The sequence below is a fragment of the Galactobacter valiniphilus genome (assembly GCF_003575975.1).
Taxonomy (GTDB): domain Bacteria; phylum Actinomycetota; class Actinomycetes; order Actinomycetales; family Micrococcaceae; genus Galactobacter; species Galactobacter valiniphilus.
This window is the reverse complement of the sequence record NZ_QQXK01000014.1, coordinates 38166-55075: the sequence shown is the minus strand read 5'-3', so window position 1 is coordinate 55075 and position 16910 is coordinate 38166. Positions and strand designations below refer to the sequence as shown.

Genomic DNA, 16910 nt, shown 5'->3' with positions numbered 1-16910 from the left:
TGGCTGCGGACGCGGAGGGGCGCACCGTGGCGCGCGTCACGCCCAGAGTATCGCTTAGTGAAGTCGGATTTCCACCATTAGGAAAAATTGCCGTCGGCGAGGAGCCGATCCGCCACCACCACGGGCTGCCCCGCCACGCTCGCCGGCACCGCCGTGGCCCACACCGTGGGGTCCCGCGGCACCCGCGTGAGGAGGCTCGCGCGCTCCACCGGCACCGCCTCGAAGCCGGCCGCCCGCAGGTCCACTGGCGTGCGCAAGAGCACCTCGACCCGGCCCGCCTCGAGCCCCGGCGTGTGCACCTGCCGCGCCACGGAACCGCTCAGCAGGGCCGAGGCCCCGGCCCGCTGGGCCAGCAGCGCCGCGGCGCGTGCCTGCCCCAGGGGAGGCAAGGGGTGCCACCAGCCCTCGCTACGCCCGCCCGGCCCCGGATACGCGGCGAGCCACGCGCCCAGGAGGGCGGCGTCGTCGTGCGCCGTCCACACGCCGGAGCCGTCGCGGCGCACCAAGGCGCCCCATTGCGTCAGGGCGCGGCTCACGGCTTGGCGCGAGACACCGAGGACATCGGAGAGGTGCCCCACGGGGGCGCCGCCGCGCAGCAGGAGCAGGCGCGCCACGGCCCAGCGCGTCCAGGCCGGGCGCCCGCCGGTGTGGGAGGGGAGCGCCTCGGCGGCGGGGAGCCGCTCCAGGAGCCCGGCCGGCAGCGGGGCCGGTTGCGTGAGGGGCGCGGGTTGGCCCAGGCGGTCGCGGCGGCGCGGGGCGTCGCTCGGGACGCCCGTGCCGATCGCCTCGTAGGCCACGCCGTTGATGAGCGCGAGCGGCGCCTCCCACAACAGGAGGTCCCAGCGGCCCAGGCGCGCGGCGTCCAGCACACCGGGGGAGGCGGACGGCGCGACGAGCAGGACGCGCTCCGCCCCGCCGACGTCCCCGCGCTTGCGAGCCTCGGAGAGCGTGATGCGCCCGCGGTCCCCGCGCAGCGTGCGGCGGGCCGGGCGGGCGTTGGGCAGGATGAGCGCCCACGAGTCCCCGACACGCTCCCCGATCCTGAATCCGAGCGCGCGCAGGCCGGCCTCGCTGGCGGCGGCGACCTCGTTGAGCACGTGCGTCCTTGGTGGGTGGAGTCGGCGGGCGACGCCCGGCGACCGGGCGCAATGACTAAGCATGTCAGGTTCGGGCGGGGTCATGTCATGGCACGATGATCTCAGTCACATCGGCGTCTGTAGGGGGAAGAGATGGCGGCAACGGGGCCCAGCCCGTTCCAGAACACGCTCACGGAGCTGATCCGGGCGCGGCACCCCGTGCTGCTGGTGCAGACCCAGGAGGCGGACCGCGTCATCGCGGCCGTCTCCGAGCTGCTCACGCACGGCATGGTTCCCCGCGGCCGCGGCCTGCAGCTCTACTCGCTCACCCGCGGCCTGCACGCCCCCGGCGGGGGCGCCGGGCGCCGTGTGGCGCCCGAGCAGGCGCTCGCCGACGCCGCCAACGTCACCGAGCCCACGGTCTTCATCTTCCAGGACCTGCACCATCAGCTCGGGGCCGGCGGCTCACGCGCCGAGCCGGTGCTCATCCGCGCGATCCTCGACACCGCCATGCAGTTCAAGAACGGCCCCATCCCGCACACGCTCATCATCGTCTCGCCCACGCTGGCCCTGCCGCCGGACCTGGAGAAGGCCGTGACCGTTGTGGACCTCCCGCTGCCCACGGAGGAGGAGATCGGCGCGGTGCTTGAAAGCATCGTGAGCGTCAACCGGGACGCCATCACCGACAACCTGAGTGAGGACGACCGCCGCCGGCTCATCCAGGCGGCCCAGGGCCTCACGCTGTGGGAGGCCGACAACGCCTTCGCGCGCGCCCTCGTGGCCGACCGCATGCTCGATGCCGGCGACATCACCATGGTCCTGGAGGAGAAGCGCCAGACCATCCGTAAGGCGGGGCTCCTCGAGTTCATCCCGCCGGCCGGCTCGCTGGACGACGTCGGCGGGCTGGGAAACCTCAAGACCTGGCTGACCCAGCGCGGCCACGCCTGGTCGGCGGACGCCGCCAAGTGGGGCATCCCGGCGCCCAAGGGCCTGCTCATCACGGGCGTGCCCGGCTGTGGAAAGTCGCTGACCGCCACGTGCGTCTCCGCGCAGTGGGGGTTGCCGCTCCTGCGCCTCGACGTGGGCCGCGTGTTCGCGGGCCTCGTGGGATTCAGCGAGGAGAACATGCGCCGCGCGCTCTCGCTCGCCGAGGCCGTGGCGCCCGCCGTGCTGTGGATCGATGAGATCGAGAAGGGCTTCGGCACGGGCCAGGGCGGCGACGCCGGCACGAGCCGGCGCGTGCTCGGCACCTTCCTGACCTGGATGCAGGAGAAGGACAGCCCCGTCTTCGTCATCGCCACGGCCAACGCGATCGACGCGCTGCCGCCCGAGTTCCTGCGCAAGGGCCGCTTCGACGAGATCTTCTTTGTCGACCTGCCCACGCGCGCCGAGCGCGAGGACATCTGGCGCCTGCACCTGACCCAGCGCCTCACGAAGGGCCCCTCGGCGGCGGGTGGGATCGAGATCGAGCCCGCCGCGGTGCAGCTCGCCGAGGCGACGGAGGGCTTCTCCGGCGCGGAGATCGCGCAGGCGGCCGTGGCCGGTTGCTTCGACGCCTTCGAGGCCAGGCGACCCCTGAGCATGGAGGACCTGCTCACGGCCGTGCGCAATACGGTGCCGCTCTCGGTGACGCAGGCCGAGCAGATCGCTGCGACCCGCCAGTGGGCGCAGACCCGCGCCGTGGCGGCGACCGCCAAGGCGGCCCGCGAGGAGTATGCCGAGGTCACCCCGGAGGGCAAGGCCCCCGAGGGCGACATCGGCTCTTGGCGCGGCGGCCGCACCATCGACTTTTAGCCCCGCCGGCACCGACCGGCACTCCACACGAACAAGGAACAAGCAGATGAGCATCGGAGCACTCCTCATCCCCCTCGGCATGGCGCTGATCGGCGCCGTCACCTCGGCCGCGACCAAGCTCGAGGAGCAGGGCCGGACCGAGTTGACGCCCATCCGCGTCTCCGACCCGCAGCTCGTCGCCGCCGCCCTCGAAAGCCTCGGCGCCACCAACGTTGCGGTGGAGGAGCACCTCGTGACGGCCACGACCGCCACTGGCGTCATCCGCTTCGAGCGCGTGGGGCAGGTCTTTGCCGGCGTGCTGCTCGGGGCGCCGCAGGAGGCCTCGGCCCGGGCGGCGGCAGACGTCGAGGCCGCCGCCGGGCGCCTGGCCCAGGCCCGCACGGCCGAGCTCGCCAAGGCCCAGGCCGCCGAGCTCGGCTTCACGCTCATCGAGGAGCGCACCGAGCAGGGAACCATCAACTACGTCTTCGAGGAGATCGCGTGACCCGCCGCCTCAGCGTCAGCATCCGCCCGGACGGGACCATCGCGGCGGAGGCCTCCGGCACGCCCGGACCCGATTGCCTCGAGGCGCTCGAGCAGCTCAAGGCGCTCCTGCACGCCGAGGTCGAGGCCTCCAAGCCCACGCCGGAGTTCGCGCTCCTGCCCGAGACGGTGCAGGACGAGGCGGCCGCGCGGCAGCGCCTCGAGGGGCAGGCGTGAGCTATGCCCCCTACGGCCCGCGCCCCACGGCGGGGTGGCGGATCGTCAACAGCCTCTGGATGCTCACCGGCTTCCTGAGCCTCGGCCTCTTGTGGTTCATCGGCTTCTGGATGGTGGCCATCCGGCGGCGCACCAGCGCGCTCTGGTACATCGCGGCAGTGGTCGTGACGGCCCTCGACGTGGCTGTCATCGTGCTTGTCGCCCTCAGTAACGCCGACCCGGACAACTCCGTCCTGGACACGCTCGGCAGCACGATCTTGGGGATCATCTTGCTCGGCGTCCCCGTGGCCGCGTTCACCATGAACGTCTCGTGGCTTCGCTGGCTGTGGCAGGACCAGCTCGCGAGGGGCGGGGGCGGCTGGACCGCCGCACCCGCCGGCTTCGCGCCCTCGCCGTGGACCAGCAGCCCGGGTGTGGGCCACGTGCCCGAGGGCGCACCGGTGGCCTGGGCCCCGGACCAGGCAGGCGGCCAGAGTGGCTACCTGGGCGGCGCTGCGGCGAGCTACCCCGCTGGGCAGCCGGCGGGGAACGCCGCCTGGGGCCGGTCCGGGCAGAACCCCCCGGGGCGCCACGCGGGCGGAGCGGGGGCCCCGGTTTCGGGGCAGCCAGCGCCGTTCGGACAGTTCGGCCAGCCCGGCCAGCCCGGCCAGTCGAGCCGGGCCACGCCCACCGCGTGGGAATCCGCTCCGTACCCGGGATCCCAGCAGCCGGCCCGGGTGCCCGGTGCCCACCGGGGATCGGCCCACCAGGGAAGCCCCGCGCCGGCCCCCGCCGCCCCCGCGGACACCGGAGCGGTCCCCGTCATCGGCGGCCCTCAGTTGGATCTCAATGCCGCGAGCGTGGCCCAGCTCGCCGCGCTGCCCGGCGCGGGGGAGGCGCTCGCCCGCGCGATCGTCGCGGAGCGCGACGCCCGCGGCGCCTACGCCCGCGTGAGCGATCTCGTGGCGCGCGGCGTCGTGCAGCCCCACGTCTTCCTCGCCTTCTCCACCGGGCTCTTTGCCGGCCCGCTCGCCGCCCCACCCACGCCCGGCCTGGACGGCGAGCCGGCAGCGCGGCGCCGAGACGACGGCGGCGAGGCGGGAGGCGGGCGGCGCCTTGAGTTCTGAGCTGCGCGTTGGCCGCATCTTCCACGGGACCACGGCCGAGGGGCCGGGCAAGCGCACGGCCGTGTGGGTCCAGGGCTGCACCATCCGCTGCCCCGGCTGCATCAACCCCGAGCTGTTCGACGCGCGCGGCGGCTCGCTCGTGAGCGTGCGGGATCTCTTGGCCGAGGCGCTCGCCGAGGAGGTGGAGGGCTTCACGTTCCTGGGTGGCGAACCCTTTGAGCAGGCCGATGCGCTCGGCGAACTCGCCGAGCTGGCCCGCGCCGAGGGCCTCGGCGTCATCGCCTTCACGGGCCACCGGCACGAGGAGCTGCTGGCCCGCCCGGAGGCCCAGCGGCTCCTGGCCAACGCCGACCTGCTCGTGGACGGCGAGTACCAGGCCGCCCATCCGGAGACCCAGCGCTCCCTCGTGGGCTCCGCCAACCAGCGCTTCCTGCACTTCACGCCTCGCTACGAGGGAGTGCTTCCCGCGCCGCAGCGCAACCGCGTGGAGCTGCGGATCGGCGCGGACGGCTCCGTCGAGATGGCGGGCTTCCTCACGAGCGAGGGCCTTGGCGAGTGGGCCGACGCCCTCGGCGCCCGGCGCCGCCCGCGCCGGGCCGGGAACTCGACGCAAGGGAAGCAAGGGGAGGCATGAGCGCGCTGGAACGCACGGAGGTTCGGGTGCCCGACGACGGCGGGCTGGCCGCCGCGCTCGCCCTGGCCGGGACGCGGGGCGGGGACCCGGCGCGCACCCCGGGCGGCGGGGAGCGCGAGGGCGCGCCCGGCGCGGCCGGCGCGGGCGGTGTCGATGTCGCTTCCGCGGAGGCGCACCGACGGGCGCAAGGGCGTGCGGAGGGGTGCAGGCACCCGGACGGGGTGTCGGGCCTGCTTCCGGGGCGCGAGGCGCTCGCCGACGTGAAGGTCTCCGGGCCGCGGCGCTGGTGGGGCGGACCGCTCGACGTGGAGGGCCTGGCCCTTGGGTCGTCCCGACTCGCCGCCGCGGCGCTCGCCCGCCTGATCGGCCGTCCGGGCGCGCTGAGCCTGCGCAGCGAGCGGGTGGCCGCCGCCTTCGATTCCTTCCGGCTCCTGCGCGTGGGCGGCGAGCCGGTCCAGGGTTTCGCGCCGCTCTCGCGCTTCTGGCCGTGCGCCGACGGCTGGCTGCGCACGCACGCCAACTATCCGCACCACCGCGCGCGGCTGCTTGCCGCGCTGGGGCTCGGTGAGGGCGCCGGGCCCGGGGCCCTGGGCGCGGCGCTCGCGCGGCTGACGGCCGCCGAGGCCGAACACCGCATCGTGGAGCGCGGCGGGGTCGCGGCCGCCGTGCGTTCCCGCACCGACTGGGCGGCCAGCGCCGCGGGCGTGGAGGCCTCGCTCTTCGCCCACGCGCCGCTGCGCCTTGAGCGGTCCGGGCCGGACGGGCCCGGCGCGGCCGGCCGAGGCTCCGAGGGGCAGACCGGGGCCGGCCGGGCGGGCGGGCCCGGAGAACCTGCCCCTTGGCCGGAACCTCGAACCGACGGGGTGCCACCACTCCGGGAGCCCTGGCGCCCGGAGCCACGCCACGCCCGCGCCCCGCTGAGCGGCCTGCGCGTGCTGGACCTCAGCCGCGTCATCGCTGGCCCCACCGCCTCCCGCACGCTCGCCGCCCTCGGGGCCGACGTGCTGCGCCTCGACCCGCCGGTCCTGCCGGAGCTGCGCGATCAGTACCTGGACACCGGCACGGGCAAGCGCCGCGCGAGCGTCGACCTCGGCGCGGAGGCGGCGCGGATCCACGCCCTGCTCGCGGACGCCCACGTGGTCATCACGGGCTACCGCCCCGGCTCGCTCGAGGCCCTGGGCTTCGGCCCGGCGCAGCTCGCGCGCCGACACCCGCACCTCGCCGTGGCGAGCCTGAGCGCATGGGGCCCCGGGCCGTGGGCCGAACGCCGCGGCTTCGACTCGATCGTCCAGGCGGCCAGCGGCATCTCCCTCGAGTACCGGGACGGCCACGGCCACCCCGGCGCCCTGCCGGTGCAGGCCCTCGACCACGCCACGGGTCAGCTGCTCGTGGCGGGTCTCGCCTCGCTGCTGTGGGCCCGGCTCGACCCCGCCGCCGGATCGCCCGCGCCCGGCTCGGCACCGGGCGACGCCACGGCCTCCGGCCCCCACCCCGGTGGCCTCGTCACCGCCTCGCTCGCCCACACGGCCGAGGCGCTCTGGGCGCTGGGAACCCACCGGGACCCCGCGCCCGCCGGACACGCGGACCCCGCGGGAGCCCCGCCTGCCGGGGCCGCACGCGTCGTCGAGCCCGTGAGCTGGCGGCCCGAGCCCGGCGGCCCGGAGGTGCTCGCTGCCCCGTCCGCGCTTGACCTGGACGGCGCCCCGGCGGCACCGGCGGCGTGGTCGCTGGCCCCCACGGACCTCGCGTGGAACGAGGGGCTTGCAGCTGACACGGTGTCAGCACCCACGGTGGAGCCATGACCACCAACGCCGGCCTCAGCATCGGGGAGTTCAGCTCCCTCGCCCGCATCAGCGTGCGGATGCTGCGGCACTACGACCAGCACGGCCTGCTCGCGCCGGCCGCTGTCGACCCGTTCACGGGCCGCCGCAGCTACTCCCGCGAGCAGCTCGTGAGGGCGGGGGACATCCGCCGCCTGCGGGACGTGGGCTTCGGCGTGGCGGCCATCGGGGCCCTGCTTGCCGCACGCGGCACGGAGGACTTCGCCAGCGCCATCGCCACCCGGCGCGCCGAGCTCCTTCGGGAGCTGGACGAGGCCGCGGACCGGCTGGCGCTGTTCCGCCAACTGTTTCCAGAGGAGGGCGACATGCCTGCCATCACCGTTTCGACCGCCACCGTCCCCGCCACGACCGTCGTGGCCCTGCGCGGCACCATCCCCAGCTATCCGGAGGAGGGGGTGCTGTGGGGCCGCCTCATGCCGCTGCTCGCGGCCGCCGGCGTGGTGCCCACCGGCCCGGGCGGCGTCATCGAGCACGACGGCGAGTTCCGCGAGAGCGACGTCGACGAGTCGGTCTGGGTGCCCGTGGCGCCCGGCACGCACGTGCCGGAACCGCTCGAGGTGCTCAGCCTGCCCACGCGCGAGACCGTCGTGGCCCGCGTCGAGGGGCCGTACTCGCTCATCACGGAGGCTCACGCACGCATCGGCGCCTATGCGCTCGAGCACGGGCTGACGCTCGCGGCCGGGGGCCCCGACGCCCCGCTGCCCGAGCGAAACTTCAACGTCTACCTCAGCGAGCCGGACGCCGAGGGCGGCCCGGTCACCGAGGTGCACATGCCGCTCGCCTGAGCGGCGGGCGGGCGCCCCGTTCCGGGCGCCGCCTGCCCGACGGCGCGGGGAGGCGCGGGTGCCGCCCCGCGCCCCGGGCGCGGCGGGGCGACAACCCGGCCACCCGCCGTCGTGCATCGGTGAATTCCCGGGCGAATCATCCGTTTGGGGGATACCAACCAGTCGGGGTCGCGGGTTATTCTTTTCGTCGCTTTGGGGGCAGCCGGCCCCCGTGGCCCACCCGCCGATCTCCCTCACCTTTGCCCACCTGGCCGCCGGCACCGCGCGCCCGGGCCAGGGGAGGAAGACGGGGCGGAGCCTGACGAAGGAAGAACATGCTTCTCAAGCTCATCGCACGGCACGCCAAGCCGTACGTTGGGTGGATTTCCCTTGTGGTGATCCTCCAGCTCGCATCCACCATCACGACTCTCTACCTGCCCGCGCTGAACGCCAACATCATCGACCAAGGCGTCATCGTGGGGAACGTTGCCCGCATCTGGGAACTCGGCGGCATCATGCTGATCGTCGCATTCATCCAGGTCATCGTGGCCGTCGCCGCCGTGTACTTCGGCTCCAAGACCGCCATGGCGATCGGCCGCGACATCCGCCGAGACGTGTTCCACCGCGTTTCCGACTTCTCGGCCCGCGAGGTCAACAAGTTCGGCGCTGCCACGCTCATCACGCGCGGCACCAATGACGTCCAGCAGATCCAGATGCTCACGCTCATGGCCCTGAACTTCATGGTCAGTGCGCCGATCATGTGCATTGGCGGCATCATCATGGCGCTGCGCGAGGACGCCGGGCTGTCCTGGCTCGTGTGGGTCTCCGTGCCGTTGCTCTTCCTGGTGGTCGGCCTGCTGGTCATCAAGCTCATGCCGCTCTTCCGCGAGAACCAGGAGCGCCTCGATTCCATCAACGGCGTCCTGCGCGAGCAGATCACCGGCATCCGCGTGGTCCGCGCGTTCACGCGCGAGCCGCACGAGACGAAGCGTTTCAACGAGTCGAACGACGCCCTGACCGGCGTGGGCGTGCGCGTCGGCAACCTCTTTGTGCTGATGTTCCCGCTCATCATGCTGATCCTCGAGGCGGCCACCACGGCCGTGCTGTGGTTCGGCGGCCACCGCGTTGACGAGGGTGCCATCCAGGTCGGCTCGCTCACGGCGTTCATGCAGTACCTCATGCAGATCCTGACGGCCGTCATGATGGGCACCTTCATGGCCATGATGATCCCGCGCGCCCTGGTCTCCGCCGAGCGCATCGGCGAGGTCATGGACACCGAGCCGTCCATCGAGGACGCTCGCGTTGAGCCGGCCCCCGTGGCCGGTGCCCCCGCCGTCGAGTTCCGCGACGTCTCCTTCGGCTACCCCGGTGCAGAGGCCAACGTCGTCTCCGGCCTGAACTTCGTGGCCGAGGCCGGCAAGACCACCGCCATCATCGGGTCCACCGGTGCCGGCAAGACCACGCTCCTGAACCTCATCCCGCGCCTCTACGACGCGGACTCCGGCGAGGTGCTGATCAACGGTGTGCCCACGGAGCAGATGACCCGCAAGGGCCTCTCCTCCGCCATCGCCGCCGTGCCGCAGAAGCCCTTCCTGTTCTCCGGCACCGTGGCGTCCAACCTGCGCTTCGGCGCGCGGGACGCCACGGAGGAGCAGCTCTGGGAGGCGCTCGAGGTGGCCCAGGCCGCCGACTTCGTCAAGGAGCGCGAGGGCCAGCTGGAATCGGCCATCTCGCAGGGCGGCACCAACGTCTCCGGCGGCCAGCGCCAGCGCCTGTGCATCGCCCGTGCGCTCGCGGCCAAGCCGCAGGTCTACCTCTTCGACGACTCCTTCTCGGCGCTCGACGTCGCGACGGACGCCCGTCTGCGCGCGGCGCTCGAGGAGCCCACCAAGGAAGCGGCCGTGATTATCGTGGCCCAGCGCGTCTCCACGATCCTGGAGGCCGACCAGATCCTGGTCCTGGAGCACGGCGAGATCGTCGCCCGCGGCACCCACGCGGAACTGCTGGAGAGCAGCCCCACGTACCAAGAGATCGTCGAGTCGCAGATCAGCGCGGAGGAGGTGGCCTGATGAGCCCGCGAAAGAACAAGAAGGACACCGCGGCCCAGACCGAGGCCGCCACCGAGCTCGAGGGTGCCGTGGCCACGGCCGAGGCGGACGCCTCGGCGGACATGAGCATCGACGACGGCTTCGGCGGTTCCATGTCGGTGCGCAAGGCCGAGCACTTCTGGCCCAGCGCCAAGCGCCTGCTGGGGCTCCTCGCCCCGTTCAAGCTGGCCCTCTCCGCGGTCTTCGCCCTCGTGGCGATCTCCGTGGTCTTCAACGTCGTGGCCCCCAAGGTCATGGGCCGGGCCATGGACATCATCGCCGGCGGTTTGGTTGGCCGCGGCATGCCCTCCGGCGTGACGAAGGAGCAGCTCATCGCCGGCCTGCGAGCGGAAGGGAAGACCGAGGAGGCGGACCGCCTCAACACCATGGTCTTCACGCCGGGCCAGGGCATCGACTTCGTGGCCCTCGGCAACGTGCTGCTCGTGGTGCTCACGCTCTACGTGCTCGCCTCGCTCTTCATGTGGGCGCAGGGCTGGCTGCTGAACAAGCTCGTCATGCGCGTGGTGCGCGGCCTGCGCCGCGACGTGGAGGCCAAGCTCAACCGCCTGCCGCTGAACTACTTCGACACGCGCCAGCGCGGCGACGTGCTCTCCCGCGTCACCAACGACGTCGACAACATCCAGCAGTCGCTGCAGCAGGCCCTGAGCCAGCTCGTCTCCGCCGTCATGACGGTCATCGGCATCATCATCATGATGTTCGTGGTCTCGTGGCAGCTCGCGCTCATCGCCCTCGTGGCGCTGCCGCTGACGGGCGTCATCATGGCCGGCATCGGCAAGCCCTCGCAGAAGCGCTTCGTGGCGCAGTGGCAGGCCACCGGCGCGCTCAACGGCCAGATCGAGGAGTCCTTCTCCGGCCACGAGCTGGTCAAGGTCTTCGGCCGCGAGGAGGACATGCGCGAGCGCTTCGAGGAGCGCAACGAGTCCCTCTTCAAGGCGGCGTTCTCGGCGCAGGCGCTGTCCATGTCGATGATGCCGATCATGACCTTCGTGTCCTACCTGTCCTACGTCGGCATCGCCGTCGTGGGCGGCCTGCGCGTCGCCGCCGGCCAGATGAGCCTGGGCGACGCCACGGCGTTCATCCAGTACTCGCGCCAGTTCACGCAGCCGCTGTCCGAGATCGCCGGCGTGGCCAACATGTTCCAGTCGGGCGTTGCGGCCGCCGAGCGCACCTTCGAGCTGTTGGACGCTGACGAGGAGGAGCAGGAGGAGCCCTCCGGCAAGCTCCCCGCCCGCACCGAGGGCCGCGTGCAGTTCCAGAACGTCTCGTTCTCCTACTCGGAGGACAAGCCGCTCATCGAGGACCTCTCCTTCGAGGCGGACCCGGGCCACACCGTGGCGATCGTCGGCCCCACGGGCGCAGGCAAGACCACGCTCGTGAACCTCGTGATGCGCTTCTACGAGATCAACTCGGGGCGCATCCTGCTGGACGGCGTTGACACCAAGGAGCTCTCCCGCCAGGAGCTGCGCTCCAAGGTGGGCATGGTGCTGCAGGACGCGTGGCTGTTCGGCGGCACCATCATGGAGAACATCCGTTACGGCCGCCTCGAGGCCACGGACGAGGAGGTCATCGCCGCGGCGAAGGCCACCTACGTCGACCGCTTCGTGCGCGCCCTGCCGGACGGCTACGACACGGTGCTGGACGAGGACGCCACGAACGTCTCGGCCGGTGAGCGCCAGCTCATCACGATCGCCCGCGCGTTTGTCTCCGACCCGAGCCTGCTGATCCTCGACGAGGCAACGAGCTCGGTGGATACCCGCACGGAGCTCCTGGTCCAGCAGGCCATGAAGGCCCTGCGCTCGGACCGCACGAGCTTCGTCATCGCCCACCGCCTCTCCACCATCCGCGACGCCGACACCATCCTCGTGATGGAGGCCGGCCGGATCGTGGAGCAGGGCAACCACGAGCAGCTGCTCGCGGCGCGCGGGGCGTACCACCGCCTCTACATGTCGCAGTTCGTTGGCCCCGCCGACACCGAGGTGGCCGAGGAGGAGCGCCAGGCCGCCGAGGCCGAGGTGCTTGCCACGGGTTCAGTGCCCGTCGTGACCGAGGACGCCCCGGCGGCCGACGCCTCGCAGGGCGCCGACGCGCAGGCGCCGGAGCACGGCAAGCACGGTGCCGGCGAGCCCGGTGCCTAGGTGAGCGCGGCTCACGAGAACGAGGCCGTGCGGGGTCGAAGGGCCCCGCACGGCCTCGTGCCGTTAACGGGAAGGGACCCGCGTGAGGCCGAGCGCGCCGGCTCGCCGCTCGAGCTGATCTTCGACCTCGTGGCCGTGGTGGCGGTCTCCATCGCCGCCTCCAACCTGGAGCACCTCCTGGCCGAGGGGCACTGGGTGCAGGGCATTGGCACGTTCGCGTTCGCGACCTTCGGGATCACGTGGGCGTGGTGGAGCTACTCGCAGCTCCTGAGCGCCTTCGACACCGACGACTGGGGCGTGCGCCTCGTGACGCTCATGCAGATGGCCGGGGTCCTGGTACTGGCCCTCGGCATCGCGCCCATGGTCGCCTCGGTGGACGCCGGCGGGCCGCTCGGCAACCAGATCATGGTGCTCGGCTACGTCTTCATGCGCGTGGGAAGCATCATCCTGTGGCTGCGCGTGGCGCGCAGCTCACCCGAGTACCGCACGACGGCGCTCGCGTACGTCCGGGCGCTCGTCATCTCCCAGCTCGGCTGGGTGCTGCAGGCCTTCCTGCCGCTGCCGGCGGGGGTCAGCTTTGTGCTGATGGGGATCTGGCTCCTGCAGGAGGTGGCCTACCCGCTCCTCGCCGAGCGGCAGGGGCGCATCCCCTGGCACTCGTTGCACATGGCCGAACGGCTCTCGGCGTTTGTCATCATCACGCTGGGCGAGGTGGTGCTCGGCACCTTCACGGCCGTGCAGGCCGAGCTCTCGGAGCCCGACCGTTGGGCGGATGCCGCCGCCGTCGGGGCCGCGGGCCTGAGCCTGGCCTTTGGCCTCTGGTGGATCTACTTCATCGTGCCGGTTGGCGAGGTCTTCGCCGTGCGCCGCGGGGCCCTGCACTGGATGGGCCTGGCGCACATCGTGCTCTACGGCTCCATCGCGGCGATCGGCGCCGGGCTGCACCTCGCCGCCACGTACGCGGAGGGGGAGGAGGGCCTCGGCGCCACCGCCGTGGTGCTCGCGGTGGCCCTGCCGGCAACGCTCGCCGTGGTCATGGTGTTCGTGTGCTTCACGGCGCTCGTGCCCGGCTTCGACGCCTTCCACCTGCTGCTCCTGGCGCTGACCTTCGCGCTGGGCGCGGCGGCGGTGCTGCTCGCCGCGTCCGGTGCGTCGCTGGGCGTGTGCCTGCTCGTGGTCATGCTGTTGCCGTGGGTCGGCGTGGTGGGCTGGGAGCTCAAGGGGCACCGGGACATGCGCCCCCGGCTGGAGCGGACCCTGGCGGCGTTGCGCGTGCGCCCGTAGGTGCACACTGGTGGCATGCCTGCCTCCCGCCAGCCCCTCGCCCCGGCCGCCCCGCGCGTTCCACTCGCCGATCCCTCGGCGGCCACCCGCCCCGTCTCCTGGGAGGACGTCGGGATCGGAGGGGAGTTCGACCAGGTGCTCCTGACGGGTGCCCCCGAGGTGGACGACCTGAGTGATGTGAGCTTCAGGGACTGCACGCTGCGGCAGGCCGGGCTGGACGGCGTCGACCTCTCCCGCATCCGCGTGGAGGGCTGCACGATCGCCTCCGTGGACGCCGCCGAGCTGCGGGCCACGCGCTCGCACTGGCGGCACACGGTGATCCGCCACCTGCGGGTGGGGGCCGCGGACCTCGTGGACTCCAAACTGCAGGCCGTGGCGGTCTCCGGCGCCCGCCTGGGCCGCGTGGACCTGCGCCGCAGCATCGTCTCCGATGTGGTGCTCGAGGATGCGGTCATCGAGGAGCTGGACCTCGAGGAGGCCAAGGTGACGCGCCTGGCCCTCAGGGAGGTGAGGATCGGCCGGCTCCTGCTCGGGGGCTCGGTGCTCAAGGACGTGGACCTGCGCGGGGCCCAGCTGAGCTCCGTGGGCCCCGTGCAGGGCCTGCGCGGCGCCACGATCTCCGATTGGCAACTGCAGTCCCTGGCCCCGGCGCTGGCCAGGGAGCTCGGCCTGCGCGTCCTCGGCGAGGACTGAGCGGCGGCTCCCGCCTAGCATGGGGTCCATGAGCTACCCGCCGCAGCCGCCCGTGATGCCCTGGGCCCCCGCGCCGCCGCCCCGGCGGCCGCGGCACCCCGAGGCCAAGCTGGGAAAGTTCACGTGGCGGGACCTCATCACGGTCCTCGCCTACGCCCTGCTCATGTTCGTGGGGCTCGGGGCGCTCGTCCTGTTCATCCCCGGCGTGCCGGAGCTGCTGGGGCGCGACGAGAACGCCATGGTGTTTGCCGCCAACTTCGTCAGTTATGCGGTCTCCTTCGCCCTGGTCCTGTGGGCGCTCGGCCCGGAGCTGTGGCGCTCCTTCAAGACCTTCCGCTGGTACCCGTGGGCCAAGTACCTGGGCATCCCCGGCGCGTGGCTGAGCACCATCATCACCTCGGCCGTGATCGTGGCGGTCGCCGCGACCGCCATGGGGATCAACCCGGAGGACATCAGCCAGAGCGCCAACCAGCAAGAGGCGAGCGAGCTCATCTCCGCCATGCCGTTCGGGCTCATGCTGATCATGGTGGTCATCATGGGTCCGCTCGTGGAGGAGTTCGTCTTCCGCCACCTGCTCATCGGCAAGCTCTCGCGCTGGATCAACCCCTGGATCATGGTGGTCGTCTCCGCGTTGCTGTTCATGTCGCTGCACTTCATCGGCAAGGAATGGCCCACCGTCATCACCGCGGCGCCGTATGTGGTGATGGGCGTGTCCTTCGGCGTGGGCTACGTGCTTTCAGGCAAGAGCATCGGCTACGCCTGGGTCATGCACGCCTTCTCGAACTTCATGGCGCTCTCGCTCTCCACGCTGCTGGCGCCGTACCTGCCCTCCTAGGAACTGAGCCGTACCGTGTCATCCTCTTCCGCCGCCGGGGGCTCGCCCTTTGGCGGGCACGAGCGTGGGAGCGCCGGCTACCGGCGCATGATCCTCGCGTTGTTCGCCGCCGGCGTCGCGACCTTCTCGCAGCTCTACTCGGTCCAGGGCGTGCTCCCCGAGCTCGCCGCGGACCAGCGCGTCTCCGAATCCACCGCGGCGCTGGCCGTGTCGATGTCCACGCTCGGCCTCACCGCGGCCGTCATCCCGTGGTCCATCCTGGCCGACCGCCGCGGGCGCCGCGCCACCATGCGCGTCTCGCTCACGGCCGCCGTGATCCTGGGCCTGCTGGTGCCGTTCGCCCCGACCTTCGAGGTGCTCCTGGCGCTGCGCTTCGTCGAGGGCCTCGCGCTCGGCGGCATCCCGGCGATCGCCCTGGCCTACCTCACGGAGGAGATCAGCCCGCTGGCCGCCGCCGTGGCGAGCGGAACCTACATCTCCGGCACCTCGCTGGGCGGGCTGTTCGGGCGCATCGTGGCCGGCCCTTTGAGCGAGTTCGTCTCCTGGCGGGCCGGGACGCTCGTGGTCTCCCTGCTGGCGGCCGTCGCGGGCGTGATCTTCTTCCTCACGGCGCCGGCGCCGCGCGGCTTTGTGCCGGTGGTGCGGCACTCCTCGCGGGACATCCCGCTGGCGCGCAAGCTGCTGGCCTGCCTCAAGGACCGCCGCCTCGTGGTGCTCTTTGCCCAGGGCGGCCTGCTGATGGGCGGCTTCGTGGCGGTCTACAACTACCTGGGCTTCCGGCTCCAAGCCCCGCCGTTCCTGATCCCCGCTGCGATCTCCTCCTTCCTGTTCCTTGCCTACCTCTCGGGGACCTGGTCCTCCGCGTTCTCCGGCCGGCTCGCGTCCACGCGCGGGCGCCTCCCGGTCCTCCTGGGCTCCGCGGCGCTCATGCTGCTGGGACTCGTGGTCACGGCGTCGAGCTGGCTGCCCGCTGTGGTGCTGGGCCTGTTGGTGTTCACGGCCGGCTTCTTCGCCGCCCACGCCACGGCCTCCGGCTGGGTGCCGCGGCTCGTGACGACGGGGCGGGCGCAGGCCTCCAGCCTGTATAACCTCGCCTACTACGGCGGCTCCTCGCTGTTCGGGTGGGCCGTCGGGCTGGCCTTCCAGTCGCTGGGCTGGGGCGGCGTGGTGGCCGCCGTGGGCGCCATGGTGCTGCTCGCCATGCTCCTGGCGTGGACCGTGCTGCGCGGCGAGCCGAGCGGCAGGCCCTCGCCGCGCCCAGCTACGCTCTGAACTCGGGTCCGGCGCACGACGCCGGGTGGGAACGTAGAGCTCGCCGCGTCCGCGGCGAAGGGGAGACGAGGTGCACCGTGGGGCTGTTCAGGAGCGAGGAAGAGAAGGCGGCCGCCGCGGCGGCCCGGGCCGAGGAGGACCGCCTCGAGGGGTTGCGCCGCCAGGAGGCGAACAACGAGCGCGTGCGCCAGCAGTGGCTCGCCTCGCCCGTGGGTGGCGCGGAGGCCGCGCTGGCAGCGGGGGAGCGCTTCTACGAGGTGCAGCTCGCGGTCAACGCCCAGGAGCGCGACGCCATGTTCGGCGATCGCCGGCACGCGGCGACCGGCCAGGTCACGAGCGCGGCGACCACCCTGGGCCAGATCGAGGCGCTCGGCTGGCGGCTGGAGCACGTCGGCTACGTCTACCAGGTGACGGGGCAGTCGAGCTCCTCGCGCGTGTTCGTCTCCGGCGAGGACACGGCCGTGAGCGGCGTGACGGTGGGCATCTATCTCTTCAGGAACCCGGCCTTCGCGTAACCGCGGCCCGCGGCGGAACCCGGTGCCCGCCCACGGGGCTCGGCCCGGCCGGGGCGGCGTTTCCCCTTCCGCTGGGCCGCCGCGCGGGCCAGGATGGGGCCAAGCCGCTGGGCAGGGCCCGGCGAGCCACGAGAGGCGTTCGAGCCGAGCGAGC

General features: G+C 72.7%; 15 protein-coding genes. 14 read left to right on the top strand and 1 reads right to left on the bottom strand.

From position 1 onward, the window contains the following. Positions 1-77: 77 nt before the first annotated feature. Positions 78-1097, bottom strand: a complete 1020-nt coding sequence (locus tag DWB68_RS08430) for a hypothetical protein (protein ID WP_119424696.1) — start codon at positions 1095-1097, stop codon at positions 78-80. A 132-nt stretch (positions 1098-1229) separates the two neighbouring features. Between DWB68_RS08430 and DWB68_RS08425 the strand changes: the two genes are divergently transcribed. The 14 genes from DWB68_RS08425 (at position 1230) to DWB68_RS08360 (ending at position 16756) form a co-directional block, all read left to right on the top strand. Then, positions 1230-2870 carry an AAA family ATPase gene (locus DWB68_RS08425; protein WP_119424695.1) on the top strand — a complete coding sequence of 547 codons (1641 nt, stop codon included), beginning with the start codon at positions 1230-1232 and terminating at the stop codon, positions 2868-2870. 46 nt (positions 2871-2916) lie between these two features. Beyond that, on the top strand, positions 2917-3354 hold the full coding sequence (locus DWB68_RS08420; protein ID WP_119424694.1) for a hypothetical protein: 438 nt from the start codon (positions 2917-2919) through the stop codon (positions 3352-3354). Next, the gene (locus DWB68_RS08415) at positions 3351-3569 is read left to right on the top strand and encodes a DUF2997 domain-containing protein (protein WP_119424693.1); all 219 of its coding nucleotides are present in this window, start codon (positions 3351-3353) and stop codon (positions 3567-3569) included. The genes DWB68_RS08420 and DWB68_RS08415 overlap by 4 nt, the downstream gene beginning before the upstream one ends. Beyond that, a complete protein-coding gene (locus DWB68_RS08410) occupies positions 3566-4675 on the top strand; it encodes a helix-hairpin-helix domain-containing protein (protein WP_119424692.1) in 1110 nt (369 codons plus the stop codon). The genes DWB68_RS08415 and DWB68_RS08410 overlap by 4 nt, the downstream gene beginning before the upstream one ends. After that, a complete protein-coding gene (locus DWB68_RS08405) occupies positions 4665-5309 on the top strand; it encodes a 4Fe-4S single cluster domain-containing protein (RefSeq protein ID WP_119424691.1) in 645 nt (214 codons plus the stop codon). The genes DWB68_RS08410 and DWB68_RS08405 overlap by 11 nt, the downstream gene beginning before the upstream one ends. Beyond that, positions 5306-7111, top strand: coding sequence for a CoA transferase (locus DWB68_RS08400; protein WP_199700416.1), 1806 nt, complete (start codon positions 5306-5308; stop codon positions 7109-7111). Before DWB68_RS08405 ends, DWB68_RS08400 begins: the two co-directional genes overlap by 4 nt. Further along, positions 7108-7935, top strand: coding sequence for a MerR family transcriptional regulator (locus DWB68_RS08395; protein ID WP_119424690.1), 828 nt, complete (start codon positions 7108-7110; stop codon positions 7933-7935). Before DWB68_RS08400 ends, DWB68_RS08395 begins: the two co-directional genes overlap by 4 nt. Before the next feature lie 314 nt (positions 7936-8249). Next, complete coding sequence (locus tag DWB68_RS08390; protein ID WP_119424689.1) at positions 8250-9983, top strand: ABC transporter ATP-binding protein; 1734 nt, start codon at positions 8250-8252, stop codon at positions 9981-9983. Continuing rightward, entirely contained in the window at positions 9983-12157 is a 2175-nt protein-coding gene (locus DWB68_RS08385; RefSeq protein WP_119424688.1) for an ABC transporter ATP-binding protein, read from the top strand. The genes DWB68_RS08390 and DWB68_RS08385 overlap by 1 nt, the downstream gene beginning before the upstream one ends. A 57-nt stretch (positions 12158-12214) precedes the next feature. After that, complete coding sequence (locus DWB68_RS08380; protein WP_158588260.1) at positions 12215-13441, top strand: low temperature requirement protein A; 1227 nt, start codon at positions 12215-12217, stop codon at positions 13439-13441. Between the two features lie 15 nt (positions 13442-13456). Then, positions 13457-14134 carry a pentapeptide repeat-containing protein gene (locus DWB68_RS08375; protein ID WP_119424686.1) on the top strand — a complete coding sequence of 226 codons (678 nt, stop codon included), beginning with the start codon at positions 13457-13459 and terminating at the stop codon, positions 14132-14134. A 28-nt stretch (positions 14135-14162) separates the two neighbouring features. Then, entirely contained in the window at positions 14163-14969 is an 807-nt protein-coding gene (locus DWB68_RS08370; protein ID WP_158588259.1) for a CPBP family intramembrane glutamic endopeptidase, read from the top strand. A 15-nt stretch (positions 14970-14984) separates the two neighbouring features. Next, positions 14985-16241 carry an MFS transporter gene (locus tag DWB68_RS08365; protein ID WP_325048557.1) on the top strand — a complete coding sequence of 419 codons (1257 nt, stop codon included), beginning with the start codon at positions 14985-14987 and terminating at the stop codon, positions 16239-16241. 77 nt (positions 16242-16318) lie between these two features. Continuing rightward, positions 16319-16756 carry a hypothetical protein gene (locus tag DWB68_RS08360; RefSeq protein ID WP_119424684.1) on the top strand — a complete coding sequence of 146 codons (438 nt, stop codon included), beginning with the start codon at positions 16319-16321 and terminating at the stop codon, positions 16754-16756. The last annotated feature ends 154 nt before the right edge of the window (positions 16757-16910 follow it).

Excerpts from the sequence above, each read along its gene's own strand:
- DWB68_RS08395 (WP_119424690.1), top strand. The coding sequence starts at position 7,108 with ATGACCACCAACGCCGGCCTCAGCATCGGGGAGTTCAGCTCCCTCGCC.
- DWB68_RS08370 (WP_158588259.1), top strand. The coding sequence starts at position 14,163 with ATGAGCTACCCGCCGCAGCCGCCCGTGATGCCCTGGGCCCCCGCGCCG.
- DWB68_RS08385 (WP_119424688.1), top strand. The coding sequence starts at position 9,983 with ATGAGCCCGCGAAAGAACAAGAAGGACACCGCGGCCCAGACCGAGGCC.
- DWB68_RS08420 (WP_119424694.1), top strand. The coding sequence starts at position 2,917 with ATGAGCATCGGAGCACTCCTCATCCCCCTCGGCATGGCGCTGATCGGC.
- DWB68_RS08390 (WP_119424689.1), top strand. The coding sequence starts at position 8,250 with ATGCTTCTCAAGCTCATCGCACGGCACGCCAAGCCGTACGTTGGGTGG.
- DWB68_RS08425 (WP_119424695.1), top strand. The coding sequence starts at position 1,230 with ATGGCGGCAACGGGGCCCAGCCCGTTCCAGAACACGCTCACGGAGCTG.
- DWB68_RS08400 (WP_199700416.1), top strand. The coding sequence starts at position 5,306 with ATGAGCGCGCTGGAACGCACGGAGGTTCGGGTGCCCGACGACGGCGGG.
- DWB68_RS08375 (WP_119424686.1), top strand. The coding sequence starts at position 13,457 with ATGCCTGCCTCCCGCCAGCCCCTCGCCCCGGCCGCCCCGCGCGTTCCA.